Origin of the sequence: Streptomyces sp. TLI_55 (assembly GCF_900206255.1) — a bacterium.
In the GTDB taxonomy this organism is placed as follows: Bacteria; Actinomycetota; Actinomycetes; order Streptomycetales; family Streptomycetaceae; genus Streptomyces; species Streptomyces aquilus.
Genome location: NZ_OAOJ01000001.1, coordinates 4,781,337 through 4,798,790 on the forward strand (window position 1 = coordinate 4,781,337; position 17,454 = coordinate 4,798,790).

The 17,454-nt window shown below is 72.1% G+C and carries 13 protein-coding genes; 5 read left to right on the plus strand and 8 right to left on the minus strand.

What is annotated here, in order from left to right:
* Positions 1–5 precede the first annotated feature (5 nt).
* The gene (gene metG, locus CRP56_RS21915; RefSeq protein WP_097266482.1) at positions 6–1,721 is read right to left on the minus strand and encodes a methionine--tRNA ligase; all 1,716 of its coding nucleotides are present in this window, start codon (positions 1,719–1,721) and stop codon (positions 6–8) included.
* 141 nt (positions 1,722–1,862) lie between these two features.
* Entirely contained in the window at positions 1,863–3,188 is a 1,326-nt protein-coding gene (locus CRP56_RS21920) for a VWA domain-containing protein (RefSeq protein WP_373559663.1), read from the minus strand.
* An 821-nt stretch (positions 3,189–4,009) separates the two neighbouring features.
* Between CRP56_RS21920 and CRP56_RS21925 the strand changes: the two genes are divergently transcribed.
* On the plus strand, positions 4,010–6,076 hold the full coding sequence (locus tag CRP56_RS21925; RefSeq protein ID WP_179851325.1) for a PhoX family protein: 2,067 nt from the start codon (positions 4,010–4,012) through the stop codon (positions 6,074–6,076).
* A gap of 33 nt (positions 6,077–6,109) precedes the next feature.
* Here the strand turns inward: CRP56_RS21925 and CRP56_RS21930 are convergent, their stop codons facing one another.
* The 3 genes from CRP56_RS21930 to CRP56_RS21940 are packed head-to-tail and all read right to left on the minus strand — an operon-like array spanning position 6,110 to position 9,823.
* A complete protein-coding gene (locus tag CRP56_RS21930; RefSeq protein ID WP_097266488.1) occupies positions 6,110–8,047 on the minus strand; it encodes an FUSC family protein in 1,938 nt (645 codons plus the stop codon).
* A 14-nt stretch (positions 8,048–8,061) separates the two neighbouring features.
* A complete protein-coding gene (locus CRP56_RS21935; RefSeq protein ID WP_257041966.1) occupies positions 8,062–9,021 on the minus strand; it encodes an endonuclease/exonuclease/phosphatase family protein in 960 nt (319 codons plus the stop codon).
* 52 nt (positions 9,022–9,073) lie between these two features.
* Positions 9,074–9,823 (minus strand): alpha/beta fold hydrolase, encoded by a 750-nt coding sequence (locus tag CRP56_RS21940; protein ID WP_097274335.1) that lies wholly within the window; start codon positions 9,821–9,823, stop codon positions 9,074–9,076.
* 103 nt (positions 9,824–9,926) lie between these two features.
* On the opposite strand from CRP56_RS21940, the gene CRP56_RS21945 reads away from it, so the two are divergent.
* A complete protein-coding gene (locus tag CRP56_RS21945; RefSeq protein ID WP_097266490.1) occupies positions 9,927–11,255 on the plus strand; it encodes an aminotransferase-like domain-containing protein in 1,329 nt (442 codons plus the stop codon).
* Here CRP56_RS21945 and CRP56_RS21950 read toward each other — a convergent pair.
* Positions 11,170–11,703 carry a hypothetical protein gene (locus tag CRP56_RS21950; RefSeq protein WP_097266492.1) on the minus strand — a complete coding sequence of 178 codons (534 nt, stop codon included), beginning with the start codon at positions 11,701–11,703 and terminating at the stop codon, positions 11,170–11,172. The two genes, CRP56_RS21945 and CRP56_RS21950, sit on opposite strands and share 86 nt — an antisense overlap.
* A gap of 203 nt (positions 11,704–11,906) precedes the next feature.
* Here CRP56_RS21950 and CRP56_RS21955 point away from each other — a divergent pair, with 203 nt between their 5' ends.
* Positions 11,907–12,431 (plus strand): SH3 domain-containing protein, encoded by a 525-nt coding sequence (locus tag CRP56_RS21955; RefSeq protein ID WP_097266494.1) that lies wholly within the window; start codon positions 11,907–11,909, stop codon positions 12,429–12,431.
* A 71-nt stretch (positions 12,432–12,502) separates the two neighbouring features.
* Here the strand turns inward: CRP56_RS21955 and CRP56_RS21960 are convergent, their stop codons facing one another.
* Entirely contained in the window at positions 12,503–12,946 is a 444-nt protein-coding gene (locus CRP56_RS21960; protein WP_097266496.1) for a hypothetical protein, read from the minus strand.
* A 154-nt stretch (positions 12,947–13,100) separates the two neighbouring features.
* Here CRP56_RS21960 and CRP56_RS21965 point away from each other — a divergent pair, with 154 nt between their 5' ends.
* Both CRP56_RS21965 and CRP56_RS21970 read left to right on the plus strand, forming a co-directional pair.
* Positions 13,101–14,276: a PP2C family protein-serine/threonine phosphatase gene (locus tag CRP56_RS21965; protein WP_257041968.1), complete on the plus strand. Its 1,176-nt coding sequence runs from the start codon at positions 13,101–13,103 to the stop codon at positions 14,274–14,276.
* Positions 14,277–14,345: 69 nt separating this feature from the next.
* The gene (locus CRP56_RS21970) at positions 14,346–15,404 is read left to right on the plus strand and encodes a hypothetical protein (protein WP_097266498.1); all 1,059 of its coding nucleotides are present in this window, start codon (positions 14,346–14,348) and stop codon (positions 15,402–15,404) included.
* Here the strand turns inward: CRP56_RS21970 and CRP56_RS21975 are convergent.
* On the minus strand, positions 15,394–17,343 hold the full coding sequence (locus CRP56_RS21975; protein WP_257040873.1) for a YncE family protein: 1,950 nt from the start codon (positions 17,341–17,343) through the stop codon (positions 15,394–15,396). The two genes, CRP56_RS21970 and CRP56_RS21975, sit on opposite strands and share 11 nt — an antisense overlap.
* Positions 17,344–17,454: the final 111 nt, after the last annotated feature.

Consider the following 17,454-nt stretch of genomic DNA (forward strand, 5'->3'; position numbering starts at 1 on the left):
CTCGCTTACTCCGCCGTGCCGCCGAAGCGCTCCTTGTACGTCTCCAGGTCCTCGTCCGTGAGCTTGGCGAACAGGACCGGCGGGACGGTGAAGGGGGTGCCGGCCGGGACGGCGGTCAGGGTCTTCGCCTCGGTCCGCGACACCCAGGTGGCGGTGTCGTCGGGGAGGGTGAAGGCCTGCCGCATCGCCGCGGAGGTCGCCGGGATGAAGGGCTCCGAGACCACCGAGTAGAGGTGGATCAGGTTCATCGCCGTGCGGAGGGTGAGGGCCGCGCCGTCCTTGTCCGTCTTGATCTCCAGCCAGGGGGCCTTCTCCTCCAGGTAGGAGTTGCCGGCCGACCACAGGGCGCGCAGCGCGGCCGCCGCCTTGCGGAACTGGAGGGCCTCCATCTGGGTCTCGTACTCGGCGAGGAGGCGGGCGATCTCCTCGCCCAGCTTCGCCTCCGCCTCGCCCGGCGTGCCGCCCTCGGGGACGTCGTCGCCGAAGCGCTTGCGGGAGAAGGACAGGACACGGTTGACGAAGTTGCCGAGGGTGTCGGCGAGGTCCTTGTTGACCGTGGCGGTGAAGTGCTCCCAGGTGAACGACGAGTCGTCGGACTCGGGGGCGTTCGCGATGAGGAAGTAGCGCCAGTAGTCGGCCGGGAGGATGTCGAGGGCCTGGTCCGTGAAGACGCCTCGCTTCTGGGAAGTCGAGAACTTTCCGCCGTAGTAGGTCAGCCAGTTGAAGGCCTTGACGTAGTCGACCTTCTTCCAGGGTTCCCTGACGCCGAGCTCCGTCGCCGGGAACATCACCGTGTGGAAGGGGACGTTGTCCTTCGCCATGAACTCCGTGTAGCGGACCGTCTCGTCCGACTCGTACCACCACGACTTCCAGTCGCGCGTCGACGGGTCCTCGTCGGCCCACTCCTTCGTCGCGCCGATGTACTCGATCGGGGCGTCGAACCAGACGTAGAAGACCTTGCCCTCGGCCGCCAGCTCCGGCCAGGTGTCGGCGGGCACGGGCACGCCCCAGTCCAGGTCGCGGGTGATCGCGCGGTCGTGCAGGCCCTCGGTCAGCCACTTGCGGGCGATGGAGGAGGCCAGCTGCGGCCACTCCGCCTCGTGCCGGGCCACCCACTCCTCGACCTCGTGCTGGAGCTTGGACTGGAGGAGGAAGAGGTGCTTGGTCTCGCGCACCTCGAGGTCAGTGGAGCCGGAGATCGCCGAGCGCGGGTTGATCAGGTCGGTCGGGTCCAGGACCCGGGTGCAGTTCTCGCACTGGTCGCCGCGGGCCTTGTCGTAGCCGCAGTGGGGGCAGGTGCCCTCGACATAGCGGTCCGGGAGGAAGCGGCCGTCGGCGGGCGAGTAGACCTGGCGGATCGCCCGCTCTTCGATGAACCCGTTCTCGTTGAGGCGGCGGGCGAAGTGCTGGGTGATCTCGACGTTCTGCTGGGAGGAACTGCGGCCGAAGTAGTCGAAGGCGAGCGCGAAGCCGTCGTAGACCGCCTTCTGGGCGTCGTGTGCCTGGGCGCAGAAGTCGGCGACGCTGAGGCCGGCCTCCTTCGCGGCGAGCTCCGCCGGGGTGCCGTGCTCGTCGGTGGCGCAGATGTAGAGGACGTCGTGGCCGCGCTGGCGGAGGTACCGGGAGTACACGTCCGCCGGGAGCATGGACCCCACCATGTTGCCCAGGTGCTTGATCCCGTTGATGTAGGGAAGGGCGCTGGTGATGAGGTGTCGAGCCATCGGGGGCTGCTCCCAGGTCGGATTTCGTGATGCTTTACGAACCAAGAAATCGTAGCCGACATGGGGGGACCGCCCGCTTTCCGTTCTGAGGGGTGGAAAGGGGCGGCCCTGGGGTGGTGCGGGTCGGGGGCGGGCTGGGGGCTACGGGCGCCAGTCGATCAGTACGCCGTCGTAGAGCTCCGCGTCCGTGAGCTCCTTCGGGGTGGGGCCCGCGTGGAAGAAGGCCGTGTTGTCGGTCTTCAGCTTGCGGAGGTAGTCGAAGGCCTTGTTCTCGTGCTCGCCGAACGCGACGAAGGAGAAGAAGACGGACGGGTGGGACTTGGCCGCCTCGGTCAGGGCCTGGGTGGCGGGGGTCTTCGCGTCGGGGGCGCCGTCGGTCTGGAAGACGACGAGGGCGGGGGTGGTCTCGCCGGGGGTGGTCGTCTTGTCGTAGTGGGCGAGTACGGCTTCCACCGCGGCGTGGTAGCTGGTACGGCCCATGCGGCCGAGGCCGGCGTGCGCCTCGTCGATGGCGTCCTTGGGGGAGGCCGGGGTGAGGTCGAGGGTGCCGTCGACCTCGGTGGAGAAGAAGACGACGTGGACGGAGGGGGTGTCCTCAGTGCCGTCGGTGTCCGGGGTGAGGTGGGTGGCGAGGGCGAGGGTCTGGTCGGCGAGGGCCTGGGCGGAGCCGTCCTTGTAGTACGGGCGCATGCTCGCGGAGCGGTCGAGGACGAGGTAGGTCTTGGCGCGGGCGGTGGTGAGGCCGGCCTTGGCGAGGGCGAGGGCGGCGGCACCGGTGCCGGTGCCTGCGGCGGCGGGGGCGGGGGCGGGGGCGGGGGTCGCCTCGGCTTCGCCTTCGGCGTCGGTGTTCCCACCCGCACCACCCGTGACGGTTTCGATGTCGTCTGCGGGTGGCCCCTGAGGGGCGGACTCGCCGTCGGCGGCTGCGGCGAGGGGGGTGGGGGCGGATTCTGGGGTGGGCTCGGCCTTGGGGGTGGCCTCAGGGTCCTGAGTGGTTTCGGTGGCGGCCTCGGGCTCGGCCTCCGGCTCGGTGGCGACCTCGGCGGTCGGCTCCGGCTCGGGAGTGGGCTCGGCGTCGGCGGCGGCAGCGAGTTCCTGGGTGGTGTCGGCGGTGGCCTCGGCCTCCACCTCCGGCTCCGGTTCAGCCTTGGCCTCGGCCTCCACCTCCGGCTCGGTGGCGACCTCGGCGGTCGGCTCCGGCTCGGGAGTGGGCTCGGCGACCGGCTTCGGCTCCTCGACTGCGGGGGTCTCTTCTGCGGTGGGCTCGTCCACGGCCGCCGGCTCAGCCTTGGCCTCGGGCGCCGGCTGGGTCTCCGTGACCGTCTCCGGAGTGGGCTCCTCCGCAACCGGCTCCTCGACGGGGGCGCTCTCCTCAGCGGTCTGCGACGCGGGAGCGGGCGCGGCCTCAGCCGCCTCCTCTACAACGGGCTCCGCCTCGACGGCAGGCTCAGTCTCGGAGGCAGCCACCTCGGGGGCAGCCTCAACCTCGGCAGCGGCCACCGTCTCGGGCTCGGCACCCTCTACGGCAGGCTCAGCGCCAGCCTCAGCGACGGCCTCGGCCCCATCCTCAGCGAGCGGCTCAACCTCAGCCTCGACGACCGGCTCCTGAGCCACCGGCTCAGCTCCAGCCTCGACCACCGGCTCCTCGGCCACCGGCTCAACCTCAACCTCGGCTACCCGCTCAGCCTCAACCTCAGCCACCGGCTCAGCCTCAGCCGTCCGCTCCTCAGCCCCCGCCCCCTCACCCCCCGACGTCTGTCGAGGCACCGTCACGTTGTCGAACGCCGCCGCCACCAGATCGTGCTCGTCCTTAGTCGACAGGGACGTCGACGTACGCGGCTCCGGGACCTCGACCTTGGCCTCCGGCTCGGGCGTTGCAGGGGCCGGTACCGTCGGCTGAGCTGTCGGCTGCGTCCCCTCCGCACCCTCTGCCTCGGCGGTACGCCCCTTGCGTGAGCGGCCGAACGCGTTCCGCAGGAGAGTGAGAATGCCCATGTGCGCAACCCTTCGCATGAGTTGATGCCCGTCAATCCCTGGCCAGGACGGACACGTAAGGTTAGCGGCCCCGGAGGGGGATCTTGGGCCGGGGAGGGCATCGGAAGCCGCTCCCGTCAAGGGTCGTATTCGGTCTTACCGTGCAACCCAACCCCAACTCCCGCTCAACTCCCACCCCGCTACCCCGCATTCACCGCGCGTTCATCGCCAGTCCCCGCTCCCGCACAAACCGGCCCCTAGCGTCCGTGGCGCGGATTCAAGGGGAGTCCATGGAGAAGCAAGGGGACTGCAAAGTGCGTATACCGCTGCCGTTGATCAGTACGCCGTCGTCCGACGGACACCCGGGCGGGCGTTCCGCCATGACCTGCCTCTACCGGTGCGGCAACGCCTGTTTCCACGAGGTGCCCAACACCAGCGCCAACGAGTACGTCGGTGACGTCATCGCCGATGCCCTCAGCCGCCGTTCCCTGATGCGGACCGCCGCCGTCGTCACCGTGGCCGCCGCGGCCGGCGCGACCGTCGTCGGCGCCCCGCAGGCCCACGCCGCGACCGGTACGGCGCCGTACCAGCCCGTGAAGCACGGCAAGGCCGCCCGCGGGCTGCGGTACAGCCCCGTCGCCCCCAACACCACCGACGCCGTGACCGTCCCCGACGGCTACGCGCAGAACGTCGTCATCCGCTGGGGCGAGCCCATCCTGCGCGGCGCGCCCGCCTTCGACCCGGAGAAGCAGACGGCCGCCGCGCAGGCCGGACAGTTCGGGTACAACAACGACTTCCTTGCCCTGCTCCCGCTCGGCCACGGCAAGCAGCTCCTCGTCGCCAACCACGAGTACACCGACGAAGTGCTCATGTTCCGTGGCTACGACGCCGCCAACCCCACCCGCGAGCAGGTCGAGATCGCGTGGGCCGCGCACGGACTGTCCGCGGTCGTCGTCGAGGAGGACCGGCGGAGCGGCAAACTCACCGCCGTACCCCGCCACCCCCTCAACCGGCGCGTCACCGCCACCACCGAGTTCCGGCTCACCGGGCCCGCCGCCGGGTCGGAGCTGCTGAAGACCTCCGCCGACCCGAGCGGCACCAAGGTTCTCGGCACGCTCAACAACTGCTCCGGCGGCACCACCCCCTGGGGCACCACGCTGCACGGCGAGGAGAACTTCAACCAGTACTTCGCCAACAGCGGCCGCGCCACCGACAAGCGGTACGGCATCGGCACCGGCGCGAGCGAGCGCAAGTGGGAGCGGTTCGACAAGCGGTTCGACGTCGCCCAGGAGCCGAACGAGGTGCACCGGTTCGGGTACGTCGTGGAGTTCGATCCGTACGATCCGACGTCCACGCCGCGCAAGCACACCGCCCTCGGCCGCTTCAAGCACGAGGCCGCGACCGTGCGGCTGACCTCGGACGGGCGTCCGGTCGTCTACTCCGGCGACGACGAGCGGTTCGACTACTTCTACAAGTTCGTCAGCAGCAAGAGGGTGAAGAAGGGGGCCTCGCGGGCCGTTCGCGAGCACAATCTTTCCCTTCTTGACGAGGGGACCCTCTACGTCGCCAAGCTCACTGGCGACTCCCCCGCCATCGAGGTCGACGGCACCGGCAAGCTCCCGGCCGACGGTGAGTTCGACGGCAGTGGTGAGTGGATCCCGCTGGCCACCGCGACCGCCAAGGGCGCCGTCTCGCACGTCGACGGCATGACGGCCGAGGAGGTCTTCGTCTTCACGCGGCTGGCCGGGGACAAGGTCGGCGCCACGAAGATGGACCGGCCCGAGGACATCCAGCCCAACCCGGTCTCCGGCAAGGTCTACGTCGCCCTCACCAACAACACCAACCGCGGTGTCGGCAGCAACGCCCCCGCCGACGAGGCCAACCCGCGCAACGCCAACAAGCACGGGCACATCCTGGAGCTGACCGAGCGCTGGAACCGGCCGGAGAGCAAGAAGTTCGCCTGGTCCCTGTTCCTGGTCGCGGGTGACCCGGCCGACCCGGCCACCTACTTCGCCGGGTTCCCGAAGGACCGGGTCAGCCCGATCTCCTGCCCGGACAACGTGGCCTTCGACCCGTACGGCAACCTCTGGATCTCCACCGACGGCAACCAGCTCGGCTCCCACGACGGTCTGTTCGGCGTCGCCACCAAGGGCGACCGGCGCGGTGAGCTGAAGCAGTTCCTCACCATGCCGACCGGTGCGGAGACCTGCGGGCCGGTCATCCAGGACCGCCGTGTCCTGGTCGCCGTCCAGCACCCGGGCGAGATCACCGGCGCGACGGTGGAGAACCCGGCCAGCACCTGGCCCGACGGTCCGGGCAGGATCGTGCGCCCGGCGGTCGTGGCCGTGTGGCGCAAGGACGGCTCGGACATCGGCGTCTGAGACGCCGGTCGCTTCACCCCGGTGCCTCCCGTGTCACCGGGGTGAGGCGATCGCCCGAGCCGCCGCCACCTCCTGCCGCAGCGGCTCCAGGACGCTTCCCGCCGGTCCCGTGAGGTCGGTGCGGACCGCGTACAGGGTCTCCACCTCGCGTACGCCCTCCGCCAACTCGCGCAGCTGAAGGACCACTTGGGCCACCTCCGCCGCCGAGGGCGGCGGGGCGCCGTGCTTGGTGCGGACGCGGGCCGCCGTCGTCGCGTCGACGATCCGCTCCACCGCGACCACCAGGGGCCACCAGGCCGCAGCCCGGCGGCCGGTGGGCGGGGGTTCGGTCAGGGCGCGCTGGAACTCCGTGCGGATCACCGACAGGTCGCGGTAGAGGCGGCGGCGCATGCGGGCGCGGGCCGGCGGGTCGGTGGGGTCGCGGCCGAACGCCGTCTCCACGTACGCCGCCGTGTCGTCCACCGCCTTCGCCAGGCGGTCGCCGACGCGCGTGTGCCAGCTCTCCGGCCAGAGCAGATAACCCGCGACCAGGGCGATGCCGCAGCCCATCAGGGAGTCCAGGAGGCGGGGCATCAGGAGGGCGGTGCCCTGGTGGTTGAGGATGTCTGAGAGAAGCAGGATGACCGGGGTGATCGCGGCCGTCTGGTAGCCGTAGCCCCGCGGGGTCAGCGCCGGGATCAGGGGGGCCAGGACCAGCATCACCGGGACGTCCCACCAGCCGCGCGGCACCTCCGCCAGGACCGCCGCCGCGATCACCAGCCCCGCCACCGTGCCGAGCGCGCGCAGCAGGGCGCGGGAGAACACCGAGCCGAAGTCGGGCTTCAGGACGAAGGTGATGGTCAGGGCCACCCAGTAGGAGCGCGGTACCGGGAGGATCGAGACGAGGACCTGGGCCACTCCGATGCACAGCGCCAGGCGCAGGCCGTAGCGCCAGGAGGCCGCCGACAGCGCCACGTTGCGGGTCGCCCGCGCGGCGCGGATGCGCAGTGCGGCCGGGCGGCCCAGGCGGTCGTCGATGCCGCCGGGGTCGACGTCCGGGGTGCGGACGACCTCGGCCGCGTGGCGCAGGGCGTGGTCCACCGCCCGGGTCGTCTCCGAGGTGGGGACGGGCAGGTTCAGGGCTATCGGGCCGGTGTAGCCCGTCTCCACCGCCTCCGCGAGGTGGCGCACCGCCTCGGTGACCTCCGGCGGCAGTGGCTCGCCGGTGAGGTGGGCCGCGGGAGCCGCCTCGACGACCGGGGTGATGGCGTTCAACTGGGCGAGGAGGCGGGTGAGGTCGGGGCTGCGGCCGTGGTGGCGGGTGCGGCGGGCCAGGATGAGGTCGTACGACTGGTTCAGGGACTGGGTGACGGTGTGGCGGGCCTGGTCGTAGGCCTCGGTGCCGCAGGCCGACATGAGGGTCGCGACCGTGCGGTACGCGTCCGCGACCGCGGAGCGTTCCGGGACGCCGGAGCGCAACGGCCAGGCCAGCAGCGCCAGGACCAGCACCAGCAGCCCGCCGCCGCTCATCAGCAGCGGCGCCAGCCACCACTCGCCCGGCATCGGCAGCCCGGCTCCCACCACGGAGTTGAGGAGGAGCAGCAGCCCGGACACCGACGCCACCGCGCCGATCGTCGAGATCATGCCCGACACCAGCGCGACCGCCGTGACCACGGCCACCGCCAGCCAGCCCTGGCCGAACACCAGCGACCCGATCGTCACGCCCACCGCCCCGAACAGCTGCGGGATCGCGATGTTGAGGATGCGCATGCGGTACGCGTCCGCGGTGTCGCCGATGACGCCCGACAGGGCGCCCATCGAGGCCAGGGCGCCGTACTCGACGTTGCCGACGGCGAGACCGATCGCCAGTGGCAGGGTCATCGCGATCGCGGCGCGGGCCACGGCCGCCCAGTTGACCGGGGCGGGCTGGGATTGGAGGTTCCTGACCAGCCAGTCGGGAGGGGTGAGGCCGATGGGGAACTCTCGGGACATGCGCCTATTACACGTCATCCGCCCTGGTGCAGGTCCAGATCGACCAGCAGCGCCCGGTGGTCCGTGTCCGCCAGGTCCAGGAAGCGGGCCTTCTCGCAGGAGAAGTCCGGCGACGCGAGCACGTGGTCGATCTGGGCGCCGAGCGTGGGCGCGGTACGGGCCGGCCAGCTCGGGGTGCGGTCGGAACCGGCCAGCCGGGCGGCGTCCTGGAGACCGGCGTCGAGGAGGTGCCGGAAGGCCGCGTGGTCCTGGGAGGCGTTGAAGTCACCGGCCACGAGCAGCGGTGCGCCCCGGTGCCGTGCCGCGAAGTCGCGGAGCGTGCCCAGCTCCCGCTTCCACACGCCCACCTGGCCGGGCAGGGGCGGCATGGGGTGCGCGAGCTGGAGCCGTACGGTCCGGCCGTCGACGTCCGCCAGCGCGCCCGGCATCCCCATCGTGCCCGCGACCGGGTCGGCCGCCGTGAGACGGTGGCGGCTGAGGATCACCGAGCCCTCGGAGCCCGCGCCCGGCACGCTCTGCCGGTTCGGGTAGGCGACGCCGAGGGTCCGCTTCAGCTCCGCCTCGCAGGTGTACTCGCACTCCTGCACGAACACGAGATCGGGCTTCTCCCGGCGCACCGCGTCCACCAACGCCCCCGTACCGCGCCCGAACTCGACGTTCGAGGTCAGAACGCGGAGCGAGGCGAGGACCCTGCCACCGGGCTCGCTGATCTTCCCGTACGGCTCGATGAACCACGCCAGCAGGCCGAGCAGCGCCACACCCCAGACCAGGCCCACCCACCACCGGGACAGCAGCGCGAGCAGCAGCCCCGCGCCCGTCGGCACCAGCAGCCACGGCAGGAAGGCCAGCAGCTGGGGCACGGGGGTGATGCCGTCCGTGTCGGCCGTACGGCAGCCGACGACGACGCTCACGACGGCGAACAGCAGCCCGCCGAGCCAGGCCCCGGCCCGCCTGCCGCCTCGCTGGTCCGGCAGCGCGCGTACATCGGTGTCCCCCGTGATGGACTGGTGCGTCACGCACCCGACCCTACGAGTGGCCGTCCACCCGTGCCAGGAACGCCCCCAGCGCCGCGTTGAACTCCTCGGGCCGCTCCAGGTTCGGCATGTGGGCGGCTCCGGCCACCACCAGCAGCTCCGCGTCGGGGAGCGCCGCGTGCATCGCCTCCGCGTCGGAGACCGGGGTGTACTCGTCATCCGTGCCGACCACGACCAGCGCGGGGACCCGCACCCGGGCCAGCAGCTCGCGGTAGTCGGGGCGGGCGGCGCGGGCACGCAGGGCCGCCGCGGCGCCCTCCGGGGAGGTCGCCGTCATCATGCTGTGCACGTGCGCCTTGACCCGGGCGTCGGCGTACGGGGCGACCATCTTCTCCAGCACCTCGTCGGCGTACCCGCGCATGCCCTCGCGCAGCAGCCGGTCCGCCATCGCGTTGCGGGCCCGGGCGCCCTCGGGGGTCTCCGGGGCCGGGAAGGTGTCGGCGAGGACCAGGCCGCGGACCCGGTCCGGGTACTGGCGATGGAAGTCCATGACGATCTGCCCGCCCATCGACAGGCCCGCAAGGACGGCGGCCCCCATCCCCAGGTCATCCAGCAGCGCCGCGACGTCCCGGGCGAAGTCGGCGAACTCCGTGACGCCGGGGAGCACCGGGGAGGCGCCGTAGCCGCGCAGGTCGGGGGCGATCACCCGGCGGTCGTCGGCGAACGCCTCGATCTGCGGGGTCCACATCGTGTGGTCGAAGGGGTGGCCGTGGATCAGCACCAGGGGTGCGGGATCGGTCATGATCACGACCCTAGGCCGCCCTCGCTCCTCGGTGCAATAAGATCTTTGCCCTCGGTGCAATCGCGAGACGCAGGACGCAAGACGCAAGTGGGGGACGGGGACTGTGGACGACTATCGGGCCATCGCCGACCGGCTGGCCGACGACATCACGGCCGGGCGCCTCAAACCCGGCCAACGGCTCATGCCGCAACGCCAGTTCGCCCGGCGGCGCGGGATCGCCGGGTCGACGGCGGGGCGGGTGTACGCCGAACTCGTACGGCGGGGGCTGGTGGTGGGCGAGGTCGGCCGCGGCACCTTCGTACGGGCCGCCGCGCACGACCCCACCGGCCGGGCCCTCATCGAGCAGGCGGGTGCCGCGCCGGTGAACATGGAGCTCAACTACCCGGCCGTGCCAGGCCAGTCCGAGCTCCTCGCCCCGCTCCTCACGCCCCTGCTGCGCCCCGACGTCCTCACCGAGGCACTCCTCCCGGCCGCCGCCACCGGCACGGCACCCGCCCGGGAGGCCGCGGCGGCCCTTCTCGCGACCCCGGGCTGGCGTCCCGAACCCGGCCGGGTCCTGTTCGCCGGCAACGCCCGGCAGGCCATCGCCGCCACCCTCGCCTCCCTCGTGCGCCCGGGCGGCCGGGTCGGCGTCGAGCCGCTGACGTACCCGCTGGTCAAGGAGATCGCCGCCCGTCTCGGCCTCGTCCTCGTGCCGCTGGCCGCCGACGAGGACGGGCCGTTGCCCGAGTCGGTCCTCGCCGTCCATCGCACGGCCCCGCTGTCCGCGCTCTACCTCCAGCCGACGCTCCACAACCCGACGTCCCGGACCATGAGCGACGAGCGGCGACAGCAACTCGCGCATGCGGCAGGCGACTTGGGGCTAGCCGTCGTAGAGGACCGCATCTGGTCCTTCCTGCACCCCGACGCCCCCGCTCCCTTCGCCGCCCACGCTCCCGCCCTCACCCACGTCGTCGACAGCCTCTCCAAGCGGGTCGCGCCGGGGCTGACAGCCGGCTTCGCCGTCGTACCGGAGCACCGGGTCGACGCGGTCGCCGCCGCGATCCGGTCCGGGGGGTGGAGCGCGGGGCGGTTCGCGCTGGAGGCGGCGGTGCGGGTCATCGGGGACGGGGTGGTGGAGCGGCTCGTCGAGGCCAAGCGGGCGGACGCCGCGCTGCGGCAGCGGATCGTCGCCGAGGAACTCGACGGGTTCGCCGTACGGGCTCATCCGCAGGTGTACTACGCCTGGTGGGAGCTGCCCGCGCCGTGGCGGGCCGACACCTTCACGGCCGCCGCCGCGGCGCACGGGATCGCGGTGACGCCGGGCCCCGCCTTCGCCGTCGACCCCAGCCGCACGCCGGACGCGGTCAGGCTCGGGCTCGCGTCGGCCGCGGTGCCGGATCTGCGACGGGCACTGCGGACACTTGCCGGCGTCGCGCGTACCGGGCCGTGAGCCAGGTCGCGCAGGCCACCGTGAGGCCGAGGGCGACCAGCAGCCAGGAGACCGCGCGCAGGGTGCCGGTGAGGGTGTCGTAGATGACACCGGCGGCGCTGCGGTGGTCGGCGTCGGGCAGGTCGGCGAGGGTCATCCGGCGGCCGACGGCGACCGCGAGGCCCAGCAGCCCGCCGCCGAGCGCCGTGCCCAGCGAGGTGGCCGTCACCGCGCGGCGGCGGCAGGCGGCGACCGCGATCCCGGCGGCGGCCAGCACCAGGGCGCTGACGGGCAGCCAGAATCCGGCGAGGTCGAACGGTACGTAGGCGTCGGTGAGTTGGCGTCTTACCTGGGCGAGCTCGACGGTCGTCCAGTACGCCGCCCAGGACGCCAGCACACTGAACGGCACGAGCAGACAGGCCAGGCCGATGAGGGTGGCCGAGAGGGCGTTGCGAAGGCGTGGGCGCACCCTTCCAGGCAAGGCCGCGGCGGGCGGGGGCGCGAGCGGGGGCACTGCATTCGGGTGTACGGCACCCGTCCCGCCGACCGGAAGCCGGTCGCCCCAAGCCCTTCCAGCCGTCCGGAAGCCAGTCCCCCCAAGCCCTCCCGCTCTCCGGTGGAGGGTTCACCCGAACGGGTGTTTCCTGGTTCTGGGGAGAAGGAGGCCGATCCATGCGCACCACTCCGGCCCTGCGGACCCTGGCCGCGGCCCTGCTCACCGGCGGCACCCTCGTCGCCGCGGCAGCGGGCACCACGGCCGCGGCCGTCACCCCGCCGACCTACGCCGACGGACACGGTGGCGGCGGCGGTTCCGGCGGTCCGATCTGGGGCACCATCGTCTCCGGCGTCGACCTCAACGTGAGGGCCGCGCCCACCACCCACTCGCCCGTCGTCGACCAGCTCTCGCCGTGGAGCCAGGATCGCGTGGACTGCAAGGTCCTGGGGCAGAGAGTCAACGGCAACCCCTACTGGTACTGGCTCGTCGGCGCCCAGGGCTGGGCGAGCGCCGCGTTCGTCGACACCGGCGGGCGCGGGGTGCCGACCTGCTCCGATCCGTGTCCCGAGTGGAAGGACGGATCCTGGAGCAACTGGGACGACCCGTACATGAACGACTCCTGGAGCGTGTCGAGTTCCGGTACCTGGAGCTTCTCCGGTTCGTGGAGCTTCAGCGTGACCGGCTCCTCGGCCGGCGGGTGAGAGAGGGAGACAGAAGGGCCCGGCAGCTGCTGCCGGGCCCTTCTGCCGATCGCGTCCGCGCGTTCCGCGCGTCAGCGGATGCGGTTGCCCTCGGCGTCCTCGCGCGTGTAGTAGCGGTAGAAGAACACGCCGAAGATGCCCGCCGTGACGGCCACCCCGAGCGCCGCGGACCTGAGGACGCTCTCGCCGGTCTGGCTGTAGAGGAAGCCGACCGCCGCGCCCGCGAACGCGGACTTCACCAGCGAGTGCAGTTCGCGCTTGAGCATCGGAGCGAACGTCGCCACCGCGAGGCACAGCACGATGAACGCCAGCGCGGTCACGAAGCCGAACAGGATGTTCCAGCCGGTGATCTCGCCGCCGCCGCGCCGGTTGGCGGCGGCCCAGTAGCCGTAGACCAGCCCCAGGACGACGGGAATCCCGTACCGGGCCGCCGTGTGGACCTGCGGGCTGAAGACGTCGGGCGACCGTCCGGCCGTTCCGGACCTGGCGCCGGACGCGGGTGCCGCATGAGCCATGAGAGGACTCCTCTCTCTCCTCGCCCCCGCCTACCAGAGCACACCTGGGAGAGGGGCCTGGCAAGTCGGAGTGCGGCCCCCGTCTCCCCGTGTTTCGCTGAAGTGCATGATGCGTCGGGCAGGCCCTGGGCCGGTCGGCGGGCGGCGCGGTCCGATGGCCCGGCGGCCCCGGCCCGCCGCGGAGGGCGACGTCCTGCGCCGGCAGCAGCTGCTGCGGGTCCGCGGGCACAGCCTCGCCTGGGTGCCGCCGCTGCTGATGCTCGCCGGGATCGCACTGATCGACTTCTACACCGCCGGCGAGTTCCGGATGATCACCTGGGTCGTGCTGGTGCCCGGTATCGCCGCCGCGATCTGCGGTGTGCGGGGCACGGCCGGCTTCGCGGTGCTCGCCTTGCTCACCTACGTCCTCGCCGATTCCTCCTACCCGACCTGGTACCGGAGCGGACTGGCCGACTTCCTCCTTGTCGGCATCGGCGGGGCGCTCGCCGTCCTCGCCTGCGTGGTCAGAGTCCGCGGCGAGCGCCACATGCTGCACATGCATGACGTCGCCGACACCACCCGCCGCACGGTGCTGCGCCCGCTGCCGCCGGACTGGGGCGGCCTCGACCACGCCGCCGTCTATCTCGCCTCCGACGTCGAGGCCCGGGTCGGCGGCGACTTCTACGACGTCCAGCAGGGCCTGCACGGCACCCGCGTCCTCGTCGGCGACGTGCAGGGCAAGGGCCTCGACGCGGTGGAGGCGGCGGCCGCGCTGCTGGGCACGTTCCGCGAGGCGGGGTACCACGAGGCGCTCGGCACCGTGGCCGAGCGCCTGGAGCTGCGCATGCTGCGCCACAGCCGGCATCTCGCCGCCCTCGGCCGCGACGACGGCGACCGCTTCGCCACCGCCGTCCTGATCGGCTTCCCCGACGACGCCTCCGGTGTGGTGGACGTCGTCGTCTTCGGCCACGAGCCCCCGCTGGCCGTCGGCCCCGAAGGGGTACGGCGGTTGCCGGTCGGCACCGGACTCCCGCTGGGCCTCGGCGAGCTGTCGGCCGACGGGCCGCCGCCCGTGCAGCGCGTCCCCCTCGCCGGCACCGAGACCCTCCTGCTGACCACCGACGGCGTCACCGAGGCCCGCGACGCCGACGGCGCCTTCTACCCGCTGGCCACGGAGGTCGCCCGGGCCGTCGCCGCCGATCCGCGGGCCGCCGAACCCCGCCGCCTGGTCGCCCACGTCCGCGACGGCACGCTCCGGCACAGCGGCGGCCGGCTCGCCGACGACACCACGGTGTTCGCGGTCCGCCGTTCACTCCCAGGAACCGGCCGAAAGGGACGTTCCCCGTCCTGAGGTCCACCTTTGCAGCCGCAGCGGTTACGGTGCTGACGTACGTGATCGACGGGGGATGGGGAGGGACCGATGCCCGGAACCGTGCTGCTGCTGGCCGCCGCACCGGCGGGCAGGGGATGTCTGGTCGACGCCGCGTCCGTCCTGCCCGTCCTCGCGGCCGTGCCGCCCGCCGTGCTGTCCGGCGCGGACACCGCCAACGTGGTGGAACTGGCGGACCCGTTGGACCCGCAGGCCGTGCTGACCCGGCTGCGCGCCGCCGCGGCCGCCCCCGGACCGCTCACCGTCTTCGTCACCGGCCAGCTCCAACTGGACCGCCGCCAACGGCTGCCGCACCTGGCGCTGGCCCGCACCACCCCGGCCACGGTCCGCTACAACGGGTTCCCCTGGCACTGGTTCAAGGACGAACTGCGGCTGCGCCCGGCGGGCGCGACGGCCTTCGTCCTCGACCTGCACGCCGACCCCGAGACCTGGGAGTGGCTGCGCGCCAACCCCCTGGACACCGGCCGCAACAACGCGGTGTACGGGCGGATCGCCCCGCCGCCGTCCCGGCGCAGCCTCGGCACGCCCGCGTACATGAAGACGATCGCGACGATCCTGCGCAGCGGACACCGGCCGCCCCTCGACCAGTTGCACCAGCACGCGCTCAGCCGCCTCCCGCAGGAGAGTGTCGGCTACGTGCTGAGCGCGCAGGGCCCCGAGGCCGGCGATCCGCACGCCCTGATCTCGGCCGCCGTCGCCGCCCGGCGCCACGGTGACGCGGACGCGCTCGCCGCGCACCACGAGCTGAACGCCGTCCGGGCGCACGGCCCCGCCTCCGAGGAGGCGCTGCACTGGAGTGAAGTCCGGGCGGACCTCGCGATGTTCGCCGGGGACCCGGTGCGCAGCTGCCGGGCCTGGCTGGCGGTGGCGACCACGCGCCTGACGGCCGGGCAGGCGCCGGACGCGCCCGCCGTGGAGGCCGCCGTCGACCGCGCCCACCACCAGTGGGGCCGCATCGACGACCCGGCGCGGGCCCGCGAACTGGGGCCCGCGCTGGCGGAGTTGAGGGCTCGGGTGCCAGGGCGCCGGGAGGGCGCCCTGGACCATGTGCACAAGCACCTCAGTCAGTTGCAGACGCTCACTTCGTGAAGGTGAAGTACTTCCAGGAGCCGTACGTCGTGGTGTTCACGCTGTCGCCCGAGCCGCTGACGTAGGAGTTGCGGACCCGGAAGCGGACGCCCGTCGGCGGGGTGCCGGTGAGCTGCACGGCGGACTTGCCGGCCGAGTCGAGCTTGAAGTACTCGCGGTACGTGGTGACCCAGCTGGTGCCCGACCAGTACTCGATCTGGAGCAGCTGGGTGCGGCCCCCGTACGGCGGCAGCTTCGCGGTGACGACCGGGTCCTTGGACTGGCGGAAGAACAAGTACGTGTGGCCCCACGTGGACTTGGACTTGTAGGAGCCGCTGACCGACGTGGCGATCGACACCTTGGCGCCGACCGTGCTGTTCACCGACCGCGGCGCGTAGCGGGCGTCGCCCGCGAACTTCGCCGTCAGCTTGGTCTTGCGCTTGAGGTCCACGACGACGGACAGGTTGCCGTCGGCGTTGACGGTGCCGGTCTTCACCAGCTTGTTGGGCTTGTCCGAGCCGTAGGGGTCGGCCCAGATCTCCACCGTGCGGTTCTTGTACGTCGTCCCGAGGTGCGCGGTGAACTTCACGTCCTGGCCGTACGCGTAGACCTTGCCGTTGTTGTTCAGCGTCAGGGTCGGGGTGGCGCGCGAGACGTCGACGGTGTCGGAGGCGGAAGCGCTCGTGTGCTCGGCGTCGCCCGCGTACGCCACCGTGTACTTGACCTTGGCGCCGGCCGGCGGGACGTCGGTGAAGCTGAACTTGCCGCCCGTGCCGAGGGACTTGGTGCCGAGCGACTTGCCGTTCGGCGACTCCAGGTCGGTGCGGGTGACGGTGATCGGCGTACCGGCGGGCAGGGCCAGGTTGGCGGTGAGCGTGCCGGTCACCGTCAGGGTCTTGGCCCGGGGCGCGGAGGCGGGGGCGTTGACCTTGAGCGTCGCCGCGTACTTGCGGGGCTCGTCGACGACCCGGAACTGGGGCGTGTAGTAGGTGTCGGTGACGAGGAACAGCTTGCTGCCGTCGGCCGACCAGTTGATTTTGTGACCGTACGGCATCCACTCGCGCGACAGGTTGCGCACGTTGACCGGCTTGCTGGTGTCGGTGGGGAAGACGTAGGTGTCACCCACGTCCTCGGTGTCCTCGGCGGTGGCCGCGACCGTGCCGTCCGGGGCGATGCTGACCCCCAGCGGTTCCGAGGGGACGGGGTAAGTGCGCACCTCGGTCAGGTCGGAGAGACGGTACTCGGTGAGGGCCCGGGTGCCGGGTCCGGCCACGACGATGTTCTGTCCGTCGGGGGTGAAGGCGGCATCGTGGTAAAAGCCACCCTTGTTGTCGGTGACCCGGAGCACCGGGGTGCCGGAGGAGATGTCGTAGACGACGATCGCTCCGGAGCTGTTCCCGTCGAGGGCGACCAGCGTGCCCGGGTTGTCGGGGTCGGCGAAGAGCGACGGCGGGCTCGAGAAGTCGTGGCCCACCGCGAGGCCGAGGGTGACCGTCGGGGTCTCAGCCGTCAGGTCGACCATGCCCAGGTCGGCGTCCGATTGGTCGCCGTAACTGAACCACAACTTGCCGTCGGCGTAGGCGAGGCCGGACGGGGTGGTCCCGGAACCGGTCGCGTACTCGGCGGTCTGCGCGAGGGTCGCCGTGTCGAACGCGACGATCTTGTCGGCGCCGTAGACCGTGGCGTACAGCGTGCTGTCGTCCGGGCTGAGCGCGAGGCCGAGGACCTGGGGCAGGCCTGTGAGGGTGCCGATGAGGGTGCCCGCGTTGTCGGTGACGGCGATCTGGTTCGTGGACGGATCGCTGATGAAGACCCGCTGGTGGGTGCCGTCCACGACGGTGAGGGCCGCGTCCTCGATGGCCGAGACGGGCTTGACCGAGTCGGCGAACGCCGGAGTGGCGGTGAGAGCCGCCGAACTGAAGAGGACCGCCAGCGTGGTGGCGGCCGCGAGGGAGCGCATACGCACTTCTGTTTCGAACCCCCCGGAACGAATGTGAAGGTGCCCCACGCGGCCGGTCACGTGCGGGACCTGTGCGTCGCGTGTGGCGAGTGAGCGAAGACTAAGTCATGC